The sequence below is a fragment of the Pseudoalteromonas sp. SR45-5 genome (assembly GCF_014163565.1).
Taxonomy (GTDB): domain Bacteria; phylum Pseudomonadota; class Gammaproteobacteria; order Enterobacterales; family Alteromonadaceae; genus Pseudoalteromonas; species Pseudoalteromonas distincta.
The window spans coordinates 1-15494 of the sequence record NZ_JACJDN010000024.1 but is presented as its reverse complement, the minus strand read 5'-3'; the positions used below and the strand labels follow the sequence as shown (position 1 = coordinate 15494).

Sequence of the window (15494 nt, the reverse complement as noted above, 5' to 3'; positions counted from 1 at the left end):
GTATTATTAAGTTTGGTATTACAAAATGAATAACTGTATATATAAACAGTATTTTATTTTTAACGATACCAGAGGCTTTATGCGTTTATCTGACTACTTAGCAACTCATTTTTATAACACCGATGAACTGTGCCAAGCATTAAATATAGATGCAGATACACTTTTAGCTTGGCAAGAGCGAAGTGTTTTCCCAAAACCAAGTTACTGTATTAAAAGCCAACTTAGCTGCAGCTCATATTCAGGCTTGTATGAATGCGAAGAGTATGACGACTATTACCCGCGCGGCTGTGTTAATTGGGGGCTGGGTCTTTTAAAACAAAAAATAGAATCATCAAGCCACGCTTTTAATTATTTTGCACAGCAATATACTGCAAGCCTAACTAAGCTCGCTCAGCAAGGATTTGCGTTTAGCGAAGAGCTATTTGGCTGTGAAATAGACGAGCACTTACAGCAAATTTGGCAACAGTTTTTATGCAGTAAGTACGGTGTACTTACTCAGAATGGTTTAATAGACGAAATAGTCTCGGTAGATATTGGCAGACTATTAGTTGACGACATTACAGAACTGCGCAGTAAAGCGAGTTTAAACCAAGAAGAAAGAGCACAACTACACCCCGCCATGAAGCTTTTAAACAAAGCGTTAGGGCATGGCGCCGATCATGAAAAACAACACACTTTGCGCACCCGTTACATAGATGCGCTTATTTTAAAATATGATTTATCTATTAAGTAACGCTAAATTTACTTTGATAAAAACGTAGTGCTAACAGACCCTAAGTCTTCGTAACTAACCGTGGTTAACTGATCTGTATTAAGCTCAACAACACCACAATAAGAGCCTGTTATAAACACTTGCCCAGTTTTTAAATTAATTCCCTTTGCTGATAAGTAATTAACCGCCCAATAAAGTGGAAGCTGCGCAAGTTCTGCAGGATGCACACCTGCCAAGTTTAACTCCAGCTCAGTTTGCTTAACGTTAATATTTACAGTATTTGCGTTATACGCTTTGGCTTTATCTATTTGTGGGCCTAAATACACGCCTTGATTAGATAGGCCATCAGCCAGCTTTTCAATGTGAGTGCTTGGAGTGCCTTCATCAAACCTTTTTTGAATAAGCTCAAGTGCTAAATGGGCGCTGGCAAATCCAGTATCTACGTCTTCATTTGTATAGGTTTTATTACTTGGTAAATCGCTTTGTAAAATAAATGCAATTTCTGGTTCTATCAGCGCTTTGTTATTTGTTGTATACAGTGGGCAATTTTCAGCTTGTTTTATAGGTGCATGTAAAAGAGGCGCTAATATAATTGAGCCATCATCTAAAGGCAGCATACACTTCCAGCCATATACAGTTTGATCATTTAAATAAATCATCAACTTTTGTACTTCTATCGCATCGTCAGTCGAGTCTAGTACTAACTCTTTAGGAAAGTTTGAACGTGCTGGGTTTTCTTCTCTTTGTGCTAATAAGTGAGTAGCAATTAGTTTTAGCTGTATTGAGTTGTTCACATAAATCTCTTTAAAATACGTTACTGGTTAAGCAGTAAATAGGAAGGATTACATTATTAATGTATTAGCTTAGGCATTAGAACATCATGTTAAATGCCTATAATTAAAATTGTATTTAAAACAAAGCGTGGTAACTATTTAAGTATCAATAGATTTGAGCGAGCGTAAAAACAGCCCTAAACCGCCAAACGCTAAAATTATAATAACAATCAAATCAAACGACGTCATAGTTCGCATACTAAATCGAACACTCGATATAACACCAAATATGAGTGCGGTTAACGAGCCAAGAGATAGCACCCAGCCTAAAATATTTTTAGAATTATAAAAAATCAGACCCACACCAAAAATAAACGGGATCATAACCATGCCGCCTGTAACGCCAAAGCCACCTAAAGCATTAACACTATAAATGCGAGAACTTAGTCCAAAATTAGAGGTCACCGAAATTGCGTTTAGCAGCATATAAAATCCACCGCACATCATAATTAAACCAATAAAAAAATGCCCAATACCACCAGAGCTTCCACCAGCACCTTTCATTATTAATTATTCCTTTTATATTTTTAACTTAATAGTTTTAGATGGTAATTGCTCGAGTATTAACATTGACCGAAATATACATAATCAATGAGTGCACACGCGAAAATACTTATCGCGTAATTACATGCCAAATAACATAAAACCAAGACAAAAAACCGTGCAAAATTGCCCATAAAACAGACTCATTAGCACTCCATGAAATAGCAATTGCTAGGGCCGTACCAAAAGAGACTCCATATTTTACTATCTCATTTTTTGAGTTTCTCATTAATTATATTCCTAATTTTTAACTTATACCAATCTGCTTATATATGGGGTCTATTTAACGTTAAGAAAATTACGCTAGAACTAGGCAAAAATTTTTATATCTAGTTGTTCTAAATAAAAAATTTTTAACGACGTTATAGTGCAATTTAATTCGTTAAATTGATCAAAGATTTATGCAGGTTGGTATTATTAGCTACTTGATTTGCTTACTAAAACTGACAGTTCTTTACCATCAACATTAATACTTGCTTCTTTGCCTATTTCAACAACTAAAGAGGGAGCCATATGTTTTCCACCTAGTTTTAGGTCAGTTGCTAAACTAACAGTAGAATCATCAATTGGCGTTACTGTAAGAGCAAAACTATACAAATTATCAACTGAAACTGACGCCTCTTCATTTGAATTAACTACTAAAACAGGTGAACCAATTAAGTTTTTATTATCATAAAATTTAGCATTCACTACAAAACTATCATTAGCTTGTGCAAATGAGGCAAAGCCTAACAACGCTACTATTGCGATTAATTTTTTCATTATTATCTCCATATAAATTATACAGTTTAAAGCTGTTAAGGCTTTATTGACTGTGATTTTTTAGCTAGCAATTTACCAGCTAATGATTAAAAACTTATGTTTTAGCTCTGATGACATAACCAACGCCCAGCGAACTAATATAGAACAACACTCCAAATACACTAATATCAATGAGTAGCTTTAGAATGTCAAAAGTATCTGTAAACACAAGATACTCAAAAGCAAATAAGTGAAATATGACTTTTGATCCGAAATACGCAGCTAATAAAGGGATTACAAAAATAAGGATAGATTGATTAGATTTATTAATTTCCATACCCATGTCTCCATTATTAGTTTAATTAACTCAGCTCTAAAAATATAACACACAAAAAATATATAAATAGTTTGCTATTTTGAGTCTCTTATTCAGTACCACTCGAACTATTTACGGCTGACTAAAATGCCATGTTATATTTCTATAATTTACACCAGAGAACTTTAATGTAAACAACAAATTAAATAGGCTATTTATTAGAGTGGGTTGTGATAGCAAAACGACATTTAATAAAGTTATGAACCTCTTTTGATTTCGAAGCACTACGAATGCGAATTAACAAAAAAGAGTCCTAATAGGTTTCATTGATATTGGCGAAGTTGGGTATTTAGGCAGGTTGGAGTGTAAGAATAAAAGGTGATGTAAGATAACAGCACCTATTTGAGTATTTACTTTATGATATGTAATTTAGCTAAGTATTTTAATACGTACCATAATAGGCACTATAAAAAGAATTTAACCAATTGATTTATATACATCAATACTACTATTGGTTAAAAGCCCAGTAACTTGCGTACCAAATGCTTTAAAGTGTGGCTCGTTTTTATGCGCTTCAAAGTGCTCGTCAGACGCCCACTGTTCGCTAACAACATAATCGGTATGTTCATCATCACTTTTTACAGATAGTTCATAACGTAAGCACCCTACTTCTTGGCGCGATGACTTTTGTAAGTTTTCAAGTGCTGTAAGCATCACATCTGCATCAATATTTTTGCACGACAGTGCCGCTATAACCGTTAACATGTGTATTCCTTTTAAAAGTTAAGGTGTAGATAATCTACACCTTAAAATATTTAGTTTAACTTTGCGTTTGAGGTAAGTTTACTGATCCCACTGCGGCGCAAAGTCCGGTGTTGCTTGGCGGTCGCCGCAATCAAGACCATCAATGCGGGCTATGTCTTCATCATCTAACTTAACGTGGTCGTTAAAGTTATCTTCTAAGTTTTTGCGCTTAGTTGATGATGGAATTGTCGTCATGCCGCTTGCGTTAACCCATGCTAAAACAACTTGTGCTGGACTTGCATCGTGCTTGTTAGCAATGTCGATAATGGTTTGATCTTTAAGTACTTTACCTACTACAAATGGCATGTACGCAGTTACATGTATATCGTGCTGAGCACAAAATGCACGCAATTTAGTATTAGTTAAATATGGGTGAACCTCAACCTGATTGGTAAATATTTCACGCGAGTCAAGCGTTTGCATTGCTTCATTTAAGTTTGCAATGGTGAAGTTTGATACACCAATGTGCTTAGTTAAACCAAGCTGCTTCGCTTTTAGTAATTCAGTGAGGTATTCACTCATTGGCTCGTCGTTAGCAGGCGATGGCCAATGAACTAGCAGTAAGTCGACCGAATCAACTTGTAGCTTTTCAAGTGACTTTTTAACGCTTGGGATAAAGTCGCTTTTATTTAATTTGTTATTCCACACTTTGGTGGTTAAGAATATTTCACTGCGCGGAATATTACTATCTTTTATGGCTTGACCTACTTGCTCTTCGTTGCCATAAATTTGTGCGGTATCAATATGGCGAAACCCAACTTCGAGTGCCATTTTTACTGAGTTATAGGCAGTGTCGCCCTCTAAGCGGAATGTTCCCATACCTAGTTCTGGCATTTCTATTACACGTTTTGTCATGGTTTATCCTTATAAAATAATCGGTTTTGAAATACAAACTTTTAAAAGTTTTACGAAATACACCTTTTACTTCTTATTACGACTGTCACTTAAAAATCTATGACCTCATAACATGTATGAGGTCATTAATTTTAGTTTCAAGGTTAGGGTCTGTTAATCTTTAGAGATTACATTTGCAGCAGTGTATTTGGTATTTAGGCAAGGCAGAGCCTATGCAGTGTGGCTGTTCCACATTAATAGGCGATAACGCAGCATAAATGCCAAATACGCGCTGCCTGTAGGTTCTTCCTAGGGTGGATTTACTCTTTGTCCCTCGATTTTTACTTAGCCCACTAGGTTACAAACCTCGCTCCGTGATTAAATCATCCCTAGATTGAACAAATTTAATCCTAAAAGGTCAACAGACCCTGCTAAGGCTTTATGCTTGCTGAATTTCACGTTTATCAAGCATACCGCTGTAGCGTGTAACACCAAGTGCTAAAACAGAGATAACGGCGCCTATCCATGCTGTATCTTGCAGGGTCATGTTCTCTACTACGCTACCGCCAATAATTGAGCCAAGTGCAATACCAATATTAAATGCGGCTATGTTTAAACCTGATGCAACATCTACCGCATTGGGCGTGTGCTTTTGCGCTTGCTTTACTACATAAAGTTGCAAGCCTGGCACATTACCAAAAGCAAATGCGCCCCATACTAAAATAGTAAGTACAGCAGCAATTTTTGATTCCATCGTAAAAGTAAATATCATTAAAATAATACTCAAAGCGCTGAATATAATGCTCAGTGCGCTAATTGGGCCGCGTTTGTCGGCCAACTTTCCACCCCAAATATTACCTACCGCTACCGATACACCGTAAACAAGCATTATTAAGGCAATAGCCGAAGGCGCAAAACCTGTTTGTTGCTCTAAAATAGGTGCTAAATAAGTAAACGCTGTAAACGTGCCGCCATAGCCCAATATCGTCATTAAATACACCAGTAATAAACGCGGTTTTACGATTACTTGTAGTTGCTCTTTAAACGTCGCTGGTATTGATTGTTTTAAATTTTTTGGCACTAAAATAGAGCTGCCGATTAATGCAATTAAACCTAATACCGACACAACTAAAAACGTTGCACGCCAACCAAAGTGTTGTCCAATCCATGTACCTAGTGGCACACCAGTTACGAGTGCTACAGTAAGCCCGGTAAACATAATGGCTATTGCACTGGCTTCTTTGTCTTTGCTTACTAGACTTGTGGCAATCATCGATCCGATTGAAAAAAACACACCATGGGCAAGCCCCGTTAAAATGCGCGCAAGTATTAATGTTTCGTAACTTGGCGCTTGCCATGCAAGTAAGTTACCTAAAACAAATAAGCCCATTAAGCTTATTAGTACCACTTTACGATTCCAACGACCCGTTAAAGCCGTTAGCACCGGCGCACCGATGGCAACGCCAACCGCATATAAACTTACAAGCAAACCTGCTGAAGGTAGGCTTACGCCTAAGTCGTTTGCAATGGTGGGTACTAATCCCACTATTACAAACTCAGTTGTTCCGATTGCAAATGCGCTTAAGGTAAGCGCCCACAAAGCCAATGGCATAGTTATATCCTCATTAATATTTGAAGAATGTAGTTTGGCTAAAATATCGTTTGCAAAAAATAGCATTAGTGACAAAATACTTTTGTTAATAATGCAAAGATGGTGTTGGTATACTTATGGCAGTTCATTCAAAAACTGAAGATTTAGAAACGTTTATAACGGTAGTAGATTGCGGAAGCTTTTCCGGGGCGGCTAACTTGCTCGATCAGCAGGTGGCTAAAGTGTCGCGAGCTGTATCACGCCTTGAAAATACACTGCAATGTACTTTGCTAAACAGAACAACACGCCGGTTAGAGCTTACCGAAGAAGGCCATACTTTTATAAAATTTGCACGCGAAGGGTTAAATACGCTTTATACCGGTGAAGAAGCCATAAAGCTTTTAAAACAAGCGCCAAGTGGCAAGCTGCGAATAGATGCGGCAAGCCCTTTTGTATTGCACCAACTTACACCTTTAATTGGCGAATTTGCCAAGCAATACCCCCACATAACGCTTGATATAACCTCACACGACAGCATTATTGATTTACTTGAACATAAAACCGATTTAGCCATACGCATTGGTGATTTAAAAGACTCAAATTTACATGCTCGTAAACTTGGCAGCAGCCAGTTACGTATTGTAGCCAGCCCAGAATATATAAAAAACAACGCAACAATTACGCAAATAGATGACTTACAAAATCACAAGATAATTGGTTTTAGTGACTCCCCTAAATTAAACACTTGGCCGTTAGTAAAGCCCGCTTTATTTACGTTTTCGCTTAGCGCAAGCAGCGGCGAAACAGTGCGGCAACTATGTATTGCAAACCAAGGCGTTGCGCTACTTTCTCACTTTATGATTGGCAATGATCTAAAAACAGGTAAATTAGTTGAAGTGTTACCCAGTGCAGTTAGCTCACCTAATAACCGAGAAATTATACAAGCCGTGTATTATAAAAATAGTGCGGTATCGTCTCGCATTACAGCGTTTTTAGATTTTATAAAGCCCAGGCTTAGTTTATAAATTTTGGGCATTGATGTGCTTATCAAATATTTCACATTATTTTTTGACGCTTTTTAATAATCAAAAAGTATAAATAATAAAAGTCGCAATTAAAGGTATTAATCAAAATGGATTCTTTAACGCAGGTAGCATTAGGTAGTGCTGTAGGTTATGCGGTATTAGGCAATAAAATAGGTCGAAAAGCCGTTTTATGGGGAGCAATTTTAGGCACACTTCCTGATTTAGATGTATTTTTGCCTTATGGTGGCTCTGTAGAAGCATTTACTTACCACCGTAGCTTTAGCCATTCGTTATTAATACATTTATTAATTAGTCCGCTCATTGTATGGCTAATATTAAAAATACACGCGGGAATGCAAATTTATAAAGTGCGCTGGTTTTGGCTAGTATTTTTAAGTTTATCTACACATGCCATATTAGACAGCCTAACGGTATACGGTACACAATTACTTTGGCCTTTTACTGAGTACCCCTTTGCGGTTTCTAGTGTGTTTATTATTGACCCCGCTTACACGCTTCCTTTATTAATTGGCGTAATATGTACGCTAATACCCAAAATACAAGCAGCAACGGCTTATCATATAAATGCAGCGGCCTTAGTTTTAAGTAGTCTATATTTATTTTGTGCTTTAATTTTAAAAGTAAGTATTGATGACAAGGTAAAAACAGCACTCAACAACAGGCAAATACCAGTAAATGCGTATATTAGTACGCCTGCCCCGCTAACCACTTTGCTGTGGCGTATTGTTGTGATGTCTGACGGACAATACTACGAAGGTTATGCATCAGTATTTGACGTGCCCAACGATGTTACATTAACGCCTTATCAAACAACGCCTTCATTGTTAAATAATATTAGCGATGAATGGGCTATAAAGCGCTTGCAGTGGTTTACTAAAGGGTTTTATTCGGTGCGCCAACAGCAAAGCAATATTGTGCTTTCTGATTTACGTATGGGCATGGAGTGCAACTATGTGTTTAATTTTGTAGTGGGTCAAAAAAATGATTCAAAGGTGAGCATTGGTAACTTTGAAAAAATAAGTCAAAGACCAAACTTAAACAATCTTCATAAAATATGGGACAGGATTTGGCAACCAAATGTGTCTTTAGCATCACCCTCTGCAAAAAATGACTGCAATAGCGAATAACGTCATATTATAAGATTCGTAATAGCATCAGGAAGTTAAGTGAAGTTCAAGCAGCAATTAAACTAAATAGCTCACTAAAGTGATTGCTGCTTTTTTTGCTGATACATTGCAACATCAGCATCTTGAATCATATCCTCAACCGATTTACCTGTATCGTATTTAAAGTGTGTTACCCCTACACTGTAATCAATTTTGTATGGCTTATTTAAGGTATTATTGGTATGCGCAATTGCATCCGCAAACCTTTGTAAAACAAACTCAGCTTTTGTTTCATCTAAATCACTTAGCATTACTACAAACTCATCTCCGCCAAGTCTGCCTATTACTTCACAATCACAAAATGAACTAAGCATAATTTGCGCAAATTTATTCAATACAAAATCGCCTTCGTGGTGTCCATAAACATCATTAATTTGTTTAAATTTATTAAGATCAAACAATATAAACGACATTGATACTTTGTTTCGCCTACATACATTTAGCGTATGCTCAGCAAGGTTCAAAAAGCCACGCCGGTTAGAGATTCTTGTTAACTCGTCAATTGTAGCTAGTTGAATTGATTGAATCTCTTGCTCAACCAACGTGCCTAAATCTCTTAGTAATTGTTTTTCTTCATCATTAAGGTGTCTAGGTTTATTATCGGCAAGGCATAAAGTGCCTATAATAACCCCTTGCCTTAATTTTAAAGGAAAGCCGGCATAAAAGCGTACTTTAGGATCGCCTGCAACAAAAGGGTTATCAAAAAACCTTTTATCTTGGGCTGTATCTGGGATTATTAAGAGCTCGTCTTGATTTATGGTATGGCCACAAAATGAGGTTTCGCGAGGAAGCTCAGGCGCATCAAGCCCCTGCCTAGATTTAAACCATTGGCGGTCTTCGTCAATTAAAGTAACCAATGAAATAGAAACATTAAACATACGCTTGGCAATACGAGTAACACGATCAAAGCGCTCTTCATGCGACGTATCTAGAATTTTTAATGTTTTTAACGCATGTAATCGCTCTGCTTCGTTACTTGGGATCTCAGGTTTAATCATTAAAGCTCAATTAATTTTAAGTGTTTTATGAATTACGAAATGGGAGCGAATATTTTCGAGTATATAACCCATAAACTTATTTAAATTATAAACAGTCTGTCTATTAAAACTAGAACATTACCTTAAAATAGCAATAAATACTTATGAATATCAGTAAGTCGTACCTAAATAAAGATAAGATTAAATCCGCAAAAAATTATGATGAAAACAGGTGGGAGTAGTGGTTGATACAACATTACTACTTTCTAGTTAAAAAGTAGTAGTGGCTATTTAGTTTTATTTAAATAACCACTGGATTTGGCATACTTACAAAAATAAACACTTTAATTTTGGTGCTCATATTGTCCACGGTAAACTTCAAATACTTTTAAAACAGTATGTTGCTCTTTAGTTAGGCTATCAAACCAAGTATCAAACAGCTCATCATCTTCTTGCTCACTAAGTGCCATATACCTTGCTAGTAACTCCACAATATCATTGTGGTTGCAGGTTAACGGATTTACTTGTTGCGCCAAGGTACTGTGGTCGCGCTCTCTTAGGGTTTCCATCACCCCTTGGTCAATTTGTTCTTGTTGTTGTGTTGCGTCACTCATACATAACCTCTGTAATAACTTTATAACCGTATTTGTTAACGTTTTAACTCTTAAATATAGTTATAACAGCCTAAACGCCAATAGCCAGCATTTTTAATTCAAGTGCTTATTTTTTGATTTATTTGCACAAATAGCCAGCAATTACGCCCCTTTTGGGGAGCATTTAAATAATTTGCAATGAGAGAATAAATACGTTAAATTAAAATGATACATTATCACATATCATTTATTGAGGCGTATTATGAAACCAAATATTCATCCTGATTACCAAGTGGTTGCTTTTCACGATACTGCTGCCGATTCTTACTTTATTATTGGCTCAACCATTAAAACAAGCCGCACAGTAGAAATAGACGGTAATACTTATCCATATGTACCTATTGACGTATCAAGTGACTCACATCCATTTTATACAGGCAAGCAAAAAACTGTTGCTACAGATGGCCGTGTTGCACAGTTTAACCGTCGTTTTAAAAATTTATCGACTGTTAAAAAGGAAAAGATATGAAAGTATTAAGTTCTCTAAAAAGTGCGAAGCAACGTCCGGGGTGTCAAATTGTAAAACGCAAAGGTCGTGTATTTGTAATTTGCAAAAACAACCCACGCTTTAAAGCAGTACAAGGAATGAAAAAGAAATAAGTTAAGCCGTGGGGCACTGTACATAATTAGGTAGCCTGTTAAAGCTACCTAATTTAGGGAGGATTATTTTACCACTACTGAAAACTCTGGCACTGCCTGAATTACTTTTTTTACCGTACAGGTATTAACGGCTGCAATAAGCGCCTTTTTATATTTATCAGGAAAACCGTCTGGTAGGTTAATCTCAATTGAAAATAACTTTTTACCGTTATCATCTACATTTTCATTATTTTGAGTAAGCGTCATACCTTGCGTTGAAATATCACGCTGCTCACAAAATTTACGTGCATAAAAACCTGCACATAAAACCATACTTACTAAAAAGTAATCAAACGGTTCAGGATGCTCTGCGTTGCCACCAGCATTTACACTTTGATCGCTGATTACTTCTAGGTCGCCAAATTTAGCGCTTTGCTTTTGGCCTTCTAACATTGAAACTGAAATTTCCATTGTGTTTCCTTATATTTATTGCTGCAGATACTTTTAACGCAGTTAGCTTAAAAGTAGCGACTAAAGATACATATAGTTTAGGTTTATGAACCGAACAGTAATTCAAAGAACCCTGGAGGCTCATGTAGCTCATGATATTTTTTACGTAAATTATCTATGTTTTTTAACGGTTCTTTTGCTGCACTTAGACCCTGCTCGTTCGCTGCTTTTTTAGCAAGCTCAGCTTGGGCAATCACTTTATCAAGGCCCTGCAATGACTGCTCAGGCTTTTTGTAAAACTTACCTGTTTTACTTACTTTTACTAGCTTTATAAATTCATCAATCGCAGTATTAAATTCACTAAGTTGAGTTGCCTGTACTGCTTGTTTATACGCAAGGCCCGTATTTTTCATATTTATTTCAAGATCGACAGATTGCTGCGCAAAAGACATTGAACTAAACAACAAGGTAAAAATAATAACTAAATACTTCATGGTCAAACCTATTAATTAAAAACAGCTAAATTGTACCAAGTTTACGCGCTAAAGTAACTTAAGGAGCAATTGAGACCCCCAAAACTGTAAAGGGGGTTTACACGTTTAGAGCTTTTTAAAGATTAATAATGAAAAATATTCAAACTTCACTTTATTTGAAAATAAAGCCTTACATTAAAGTCATTTTAAAACGGGATTTACATACATAATACTTACAACTAAGTACATATAACACTCACCGCCTGCTCTTTATATAAATTAGAATATTCCTAACTACTTTTAAATAAAAAATAATTGCTATAAAAACCATCTCTAAAATTATAAAAACTATAAACATGTAAACAGCATAAATACAAAACAAACCCACCATGTAAATTAACCATAAATAGCCACCTAATCTCCCCGAACAAACTAGTGTAAAAAAGGCAACAATAGCCATTCAAATTATTTCAAGTTGCTTATTTAACAGTAAGTTACTTACTTTTAATAAGATTATCAGCATGCAATAATCGCCGCCCTCATAACAAAAGTTATAGGTTTTTATCTAATACAGACTGTATTAAGTAAAAATAAATATCGTATTAAATTACTATAAAATGTCCTTTGGGAAACACATGAAACGTCATAATTTACTTTCTAATAGCATTAAATGTGCATTAATTACTGCTGCTGCAACAGCAAGTAATTCTGTGCTTGCACAAGATGAGCAAGCAACAAAAATTGAACGCGTTGAAGTAACGGGTTCACGTATCTTACGTGAAGGTGCTATTGCACCTGCACCAGTAACAGTTATAAGCGGCGAGCAGCTAATTAATACTGGCGCTGTAAACATTGGTGAAGCGCTAAACAATTTACCAGCACTTGGCAATACATATTCTATGGCTAACTCAGGCCGTTTTATTGGTACTGCTGGTTTAAATATTCTTGATTTACGTAACATGGGTACAGACCGTACTTTGGTACTTGTAAATGGTAAGCGTCATGTATCAAGCTCTGCAGGTGCTCAAGCTGTAGATACCAATACTATTCCAAGTGTATGGGTTGAGCGTGTAGAAATTATCACTGGTGGTGCATCCGCTGTATATGGAGCTGACGCGGTAACAGGTGTTGTAAATTTTATACTAAAAGACAACATTGAAGGTATGGATTTTAGTGTTACCCGAGGTTTTGCCGATTTAAACAGCTACAACAACGAAAAAGCGACGTTCTCGTACGGCTCTAATTTTGATAACGACCGTGGTAATGCCGCTTTTGCTATTGAGTACTCTGGCCAAGATTCATTAAATGCACTTGACCACCCTTGGACTAGCACATCTTTTAGCAGCTTACCTAACCAAGCCCAAACGGATGAAAACAAAAATAGTGCTGACTTTCCTGATGATATTTTAACACCTAATGCGGGTTATTACGCCATCAATGATTCAGGTGTTTATGCACTTGAAGATCCAACTAAGTATATTAATAGCTTTAACCCTGATAGCAGCGCACGTGATTTATACATAGGCAATAACGCAGATCCATATTCATGTGCAGAATGTGACTTTTTTAACTTAGGCCAATTTGAAGAAATACAACCTGAGTTTGAACGTTACAACGTAAACTTTAAAGTTAACTACGATGTGACCGACGATTTAAACGTCTACTTTGATGCAAAATACGTAAACAGCCAAGGTGAAAGCATAGGTCAACCTGCGTTTTTCTTTTTTGACAGCGACAACAGCATTAACATTGATAACCCTTACCTAGACCCAGCCATCAAAGCACGTATGCAAGAGGAAGGTGTTGATTCAATCATGGTTAACCGCATGATGAGTGACCTTGGCCGCCGCATTGAAAACAATACGCGTGAAACAACGCGTTTTGTTACCGGCTTAAAAGGGACTGTTTTAGAAGATTGGGAATTAGATACGTCAGTTGTATACGGCCAAACAGATCTAGAGCGTGAAAACGGCGCTAACATGATTTTAGCCAACTACTTTAATGCACTTGATGCCGTTGAAGATACAAATGGCAACGTAGTATGTCGTAGCGCTGCTGCGCAAGCTGACGGATGTGTACCTGTAAATATTATGGGTTTTGGCGCACCATCTCAACAAGCTATTGATTACATAAATACGGTATCAGTTGGTACTTCAACAATTAAGCAAACAGTTGTTTCTGGCTCACTTGCTAATGGCGCTATTTTTGAATTACCAGCAGGTTATGTAGGTATTGCATTTGGTGCCGAGTACCGTAAAGAAGAAAGCGAAACTAAAGAGCCAGATAACGCAGAAGGTACTTTCTTTAACGCACTGGGCGAAGATAAAGGCTCGTTCAACGTACGCGAAGTATTTTTTGAAGCGACGATGCCAATTTTAACTGACTTACCGCTTATTCAAGATTTAGTGTTTGATACTGCAGTACGTCATGCTGACTACAGTACGATTGGCGAAGCAACTAGCTGGAAACTTGGCCTTGATTGGACTGTAAATGATGAGCTACGTGTACGTGTAACTCAATCTGCAGCACTTCGTGCGCCAAACATTAGTGAAGTATTTGGGGCAGCAAGCCAAACTTTCTACAATGTAGACGACCCGTGTCGCGCCGACAACCTAGGTGACTTATCAAACGGTGCAACACGTACTGCAAACTGTGCCGCATTAGGTGTAGCGAGTGACTTTAACTCAGGTTACGATGCAGCCTCATTAGATGGTTTAACTAGCGGTAACCGCGATGTAAAAGGCGAAGAGTCAACAAGTACAACTGTAGGCATTGTTTACCAACCAGAGTTTTTAGAAAACGCGCTGCTTACTATTGATTACTGGGAAATTGAACTTGAAGATGCGATCGACACAATCGACGCGCAAGACATTCTTGATCGCTGTGTTGATAGCGCAACAGGTATAAACAATCAGTACTGTAACTTAATTACACGTAATGCTAATGGTGAAATTACTTTAATACAAAACTCTGTATTAAATGTTGCCGGCCAAAAAGCATCAGGGATAGATTTTGAACTAGGTTACGACTTTGACGCGCTTGAAGGTAGCTTCAAAACCCGCTTAATTGGTACTTACTTAATTGAACGTAAAGATTACCCGTTCCAAGACGACCCTAGTAACTACATTGAATACGCAGGTACTACAGGTGAAGCTAAGTGGCAAACTAACTTATCTGTAAGCTATGTTATGGATAACTTTTTCTCAACAGTTGAAACACGCTTTTTAAGTGAAGTAGATTTATATACAAATGTTGAGCTTGAAAGTAACTCGAACCCAAGTAACCAAATGTCTTACGGTAAATACTTTATTACCGATATGACTGTTGGTTACAACTTCGATAGCGGCTTAGGCGTTAAAGTAGGTGTTGATAATATATTTAATCGTAAACTTCCGTACGGTTCACGTGGTACAAGCGCGGGTAGCGCAAGTTACGATAACATTGGCCGCTTTGGCTACATTAACTTAAGCTACAGCTTATAATTAATAAAATACCTTATTAGGGCGTGTTGAGCATTGATGGGTGAATTTGCAGCAGTATGTTTGGTTTTTAGGCAAGGCAGAGCCCATGTAGTGTGGTTATTCCCCATAAATAGTCGATAACTCAGCATAAATACCAAACATGCGCTGCCCGAAGGGTTCTTTCTAGGGGCGATTAACTCTTTGTTGCCTACATGGATGTAGGTAAGGGGCGTGAGCAGGACGCGGAAGCTTTGCTCGGTTTTTACTTATTCTTACATGGATGTAAGCCAGTAGAATAACGCAGGAGCAGTTACC

17 protein-coding genes are annotated in these 15494 nt (G+C 37.1%); 6 read left to right on the top strand and 11 right to left on the bottom strand.

What is annotated here, in order from left to right; translation table 11 throughout:
* Positions 1-79: 79 nt before the first annotated feature.
* Positions 80-733 (top strand): DUF6058 family natural product biosynthesis protein, encoded by a 654-nt coding sequence (locus H5072_RS02090; protein WP_024606143.1) that lies wholly within the window; start codon positions 80-82, stop codon positions 731-733.
* Between the two features lie 8 nt (positions 734-741).
* On the opposite strand, the gene H5072_RS02085 is transcribed toward H5072_RS02090, so the two are convergent.
* The 7 genes from H5072_RS02085 to H5072_RS02055 all read right to left on the bottom strand — a co-directional run bounded on the left by H5072_RS02085 (position 742) and on the right by H5072_RS02055 (position 6395).
* Positions 742-1506, bottom strand: a complete 765-nt coding sequence (locus tag H5072_RS02085; protein ID WP_182692516.1) for a 2-keto-4-pentenoate hydratase — start codon at positions 1504-1506, stop codon at positions 742-744.
* Between the two features lie 138 nt (positions 1507-1644).
* A complete protein-coding gene (locus H5072_RS02080; protein WP_002958658.1) occupies positions 1645-2049 on the bottom strand; it encodes a hypothetical protein in 405 nt (134 codons plus the stop codon).
* A 456-nt stretch (positions 2050-2505) separates the two neighbouring features.
* Complete coding sequence (locus H5072_RS02075; RefSeq protein WP_182692515.1) at positions 2506-2850, bottom strand: hypothetical protein; 345 nt, start codon at positions 2848-2850, stop codon at positions 2506-2508.
* 94 nt (positions 2851-2944) lie between these two features.
* Positions 2945-3166 (bottom strand): hypothetical protein, encoded by a 222-nt coding sequence (locus H5072_RS02070; protein ID WP_182692514.1) that lies wholly within the window; start codon positions 3164-3166, stop codon positions 2945-2947.
* A gap of 456 nt (positions 3167-3622) precedes the next feature.
* Complete coding sequence (locus tag H5072_RS02065) at positions 3623-3910, bottom strand: putative quinol monooxygenase (protein ID WP_002958660.1); 288 nt, start codon at positions 3908-3910, stop codon at positions 3623-3625.
* Positions 3911-3988: 78 nt separating this feature from the next.
* On the bottom strand, positions 3989-4804 hold the full coding sequence (dkgB, locus tag H5072_RS02060; protein WP_165724025.1) for a 2,5-didehydrogluconate reductase DkgB: 816 nt from the start codon (positions 4802-4804) through the stop codon (positions 3989-3991).
* Positions 4805-5222: 418 nt separating this feature from the next.
* The gene (locus tag H5072_RS02055; protein WP_182692517.1) at positions 5223-6395 is read right to left on the bottom strand and encodes an MFS transporter; all 1173 of its coding nucleotides are present in this window, start codon (positions 6393-6395) and stop codon (positions 5223-5225) included.
* 116 nt (positions 6396-6511) lie between these two features.
* On the opposite strand from H5072_RS02055, the gene H5072_RS02050 reads away from it, so the two are divergent.
* Together H5072_RS02050 and H5072_RS02045 are read left to right on the top strand one after the other, a co-directional pair.
* Positions 6512-7399 carry a LysR family transcriptional regulator gene (locus H5072_RS02050; RefSeq protein ID WP_182692513.1) on the top strand — a complete coding sequence of 296 codons (888 nt, stop codon included), beginning with the start codon at positions 6512-6514 and terminating at the stop codon, positions 7397-7399.
* Positions 7400-7506: 107 nt separating this feature from the next.
* The gene (locus tag H5072_RS02045) at positions 7507-8547 is read left to right on the top strand and encodes a metal-dependent hydrolase (RefSeq protein WP_182692512.1); all 1041 of its coding nucleotides are present in this window, start codon (positions 7507-7509) and stop codon (positions 8545-8547) included.
* Between the two features lie 74 nt (positions 8548-8621).
* On the opposite strand, the gene H5072_RS02040 is transcribed toward H5072_RS02045, so the two are convergent.
* Both H5072_RS02040 and H5072_RS02035 read right to left on the bottom strand, forming a co-directional pair.
* Entirely contained in the window at positions 8622-9584 is a 963-nt protein-coding gene (locus H5072_RS02040) for a sensor domain-containing diguanylate cyclase (protein ID WP_154902887.1), read from the bottom strand.
* Positions 9585-9907: 323 nt separating this feature from the next.
* A complete protein-coding gene (locus H5072_RS02035; RefSeq protein ID WP_154902888.1) occupies positions 9908-10177 on the bottom strand; it encodes a hypothetical protein in 270 nt (89 codons plus the stop codon).
* 241 nt (positions 10178-10418) lie between these two features.
* Here H5072_RS02035 and H5072_RS02030 point away from each other — a divergent pair, with 241 nt between their 5' ends.
* Both H5072_RS02030 and ykgO read left to right on the top strand, forming a co-directional pair.
* Complete coding sequence (locus H5072_RS02030) at positions 10419-10685, top strand: type B 50S ribosomal protein L31 (protein WP_002958668.1); 267 nt, start codon at positions 10419-10421, stop codon at positions 10683-10685.
* Complete coding sequence (gene ykgO / locus H5072_RS02025; RefSeq protein WP_002958669.1) at positions 10682-10816, top strand: type B 50S ribosomal protein L36; 135 nt, start codon at positions 10682-10684, stop codon at positions 10814-10816. The genes H5072_RS02030 and ykgO overlap by 4 nt, the downstream gene beginning before the upstream one ends.
* 63 nt (positions 10817-10879) lie before the next feature.
* Here the strand turns inward: ykgO and H5072_RS02020 are convergent, their stop codons facing one another.
* Both H5072_RS02020 and H5072_RS02015 read right to left on the bottom strand, forming a co-directional pair.
* A complete protein-coding gene (locus H5072_RS02020; protein ID WP_002958670.1) occupies positions 10880-11266 on the bottom strand; it encodes an OsmC family protein in 387 nt (128 codons plus the stop codon).
* An 83-nt stretch (positions 11267-11349) separates the two neighbouring features.
* A complete protein-coding gene (locus H5072_RS02015) occupies positions 11350-11739 on the bottom strand; it encodes a cytochrome b562 (RefSeq protein ID WP_039487539.1) in 390 nt (129 codons plus the stop codon).
* Between the two features lie 614 nt (positions 11740-12353).
* On the opposite strand from H5072_RS02015, the gene H5072_RS02010 reads away from it, so the two are divergent.
* Positions 12354-15200 (top strand): TonB-dependent receptor domain-containing protein, encoded by a 2847-nt coding sequence (locus tag H5072_RS02010; RefSeq protein ID WP_182692511.1) that lies wholly within the window; start codon positions 12354-12356, stop codon positions 15198-15200.
* Positions 15201-15494 lie beyond the last annotated feature (294 nt).

Excerpts from the sequence above, each read along its gene's own strand:
- H5072_RS02090 (WP_024606143.1), top strand. The coding sequence starts at position 80 with ATGCGTTTATCTGACTACTTAGCAACTCATTTTTATAACACCGATGAA.
- H5072_RS02080 (WP_002958658.1), bottom strand. The coding sequence starts at position 2,049 with ATGAAAGGTGCTGGTGGAAGCTCTGGTGGTATTGGGCATTTTTTTATT.
- H5072_RS02075 (WP_182692515.1), bottom strand. The coding sequence starts at position 2,850 with ATGAAAAAATTAATCGCAATAGTAGCGTTGTTAGGCTTTGCCTCATTT.
- H5072_RS02070 (WP_182692514.1), bottom strand. The coding sequence starts at position 3,166 with ATGGAAATTAATAAATCTAATCAATCTATCCTTATTTTTGTAATCCCT.
- H5072_RS02065 (WP_002958660.1), bottom strand. The coding sequence starts at position 3,910 with ATGTTAACGGTTATAGCGGCACTGTCGTGCAAAAATATTGATGCAGAT.
- dkgB (WP_165724025.1), bottom strand. The coding sequence starts at position 4,804 with ATGACAAAACGTGTAATAGAAATGCCAGAACTAGGTATGGGAACATTC.
- H5072_RS02055 (WP_182692517.1), bottom strand. The coding sequence starts at position 6,395 with ATGCCATTGGCTTTGTGGGCGCTTACCTTAAGCGCATTTGCAATCGGA.
- H5072_RS02050 (WP_182692513.1), top strand. The coding sequence starts at position 6,512 with ATGGCAGTTCATTCAAAAACTGAAGATTTAGAAACGTTTATAACGGTA.
- H5072_RS02045 (WP_182692512.1), top strand. The coding sequence starts at position 7,507 with ATGGATTCTTTAACGCAGGTAGCATTAGGTAGTGCTGTAGGTTATGCG.
- H5072_RS02040 (WP_154902887.1), bottom strand. The coding sequence starts at position 9,584 with ATGATTAAACCTGAGATCCCAAGTAACGAAGCAGAGCGATTACATGCG.
- H5072_RS02035 (WP_154902888.1), bottom strand. The coding sequence starts at position 10,177 with ATGAGTGACGCAACACAACAACAAGAACAAATTGACCAAGGGGTGATG.
- H5072_RS02030 (WP_002958668.1), top strand. The coding sequence starts at position 10,419 with ATGAAACCAAATATTCATCCTGATTACCAAGTGGTTGCTTTTCACGAT.
- ykgO (WP_002958669.1), top strand. The coding sequence starts at position 10,682 with ATGAAAGTATTAAGTTCTCTAAAAAGTGCGAAGCAACGTCCGGGGTGT.
- H5072_RS02020 (WP_002958670.1), bottom strand. The coding sequence starts at position 11,266 with ATGGAAATTTCAGTTTCAATGTTAGAAGGCCAAAAGCAAAGCGCTAAA.
- H5072_RS02015 (WP_039487539.1), bottom strand. The coding sequence starts at position 11,739 with ATGAAGTATTTAGTTATTATTTTTACCTTGTTGTTTAGTTCAATGTCT.
- H5072_RS02010 (WP_182692511.1), top strand. The coding sequence starts at position 12,354 with ATGAAACGTCATAATTTACTTTCTAATAGCATTAAATGTGCATTAATT.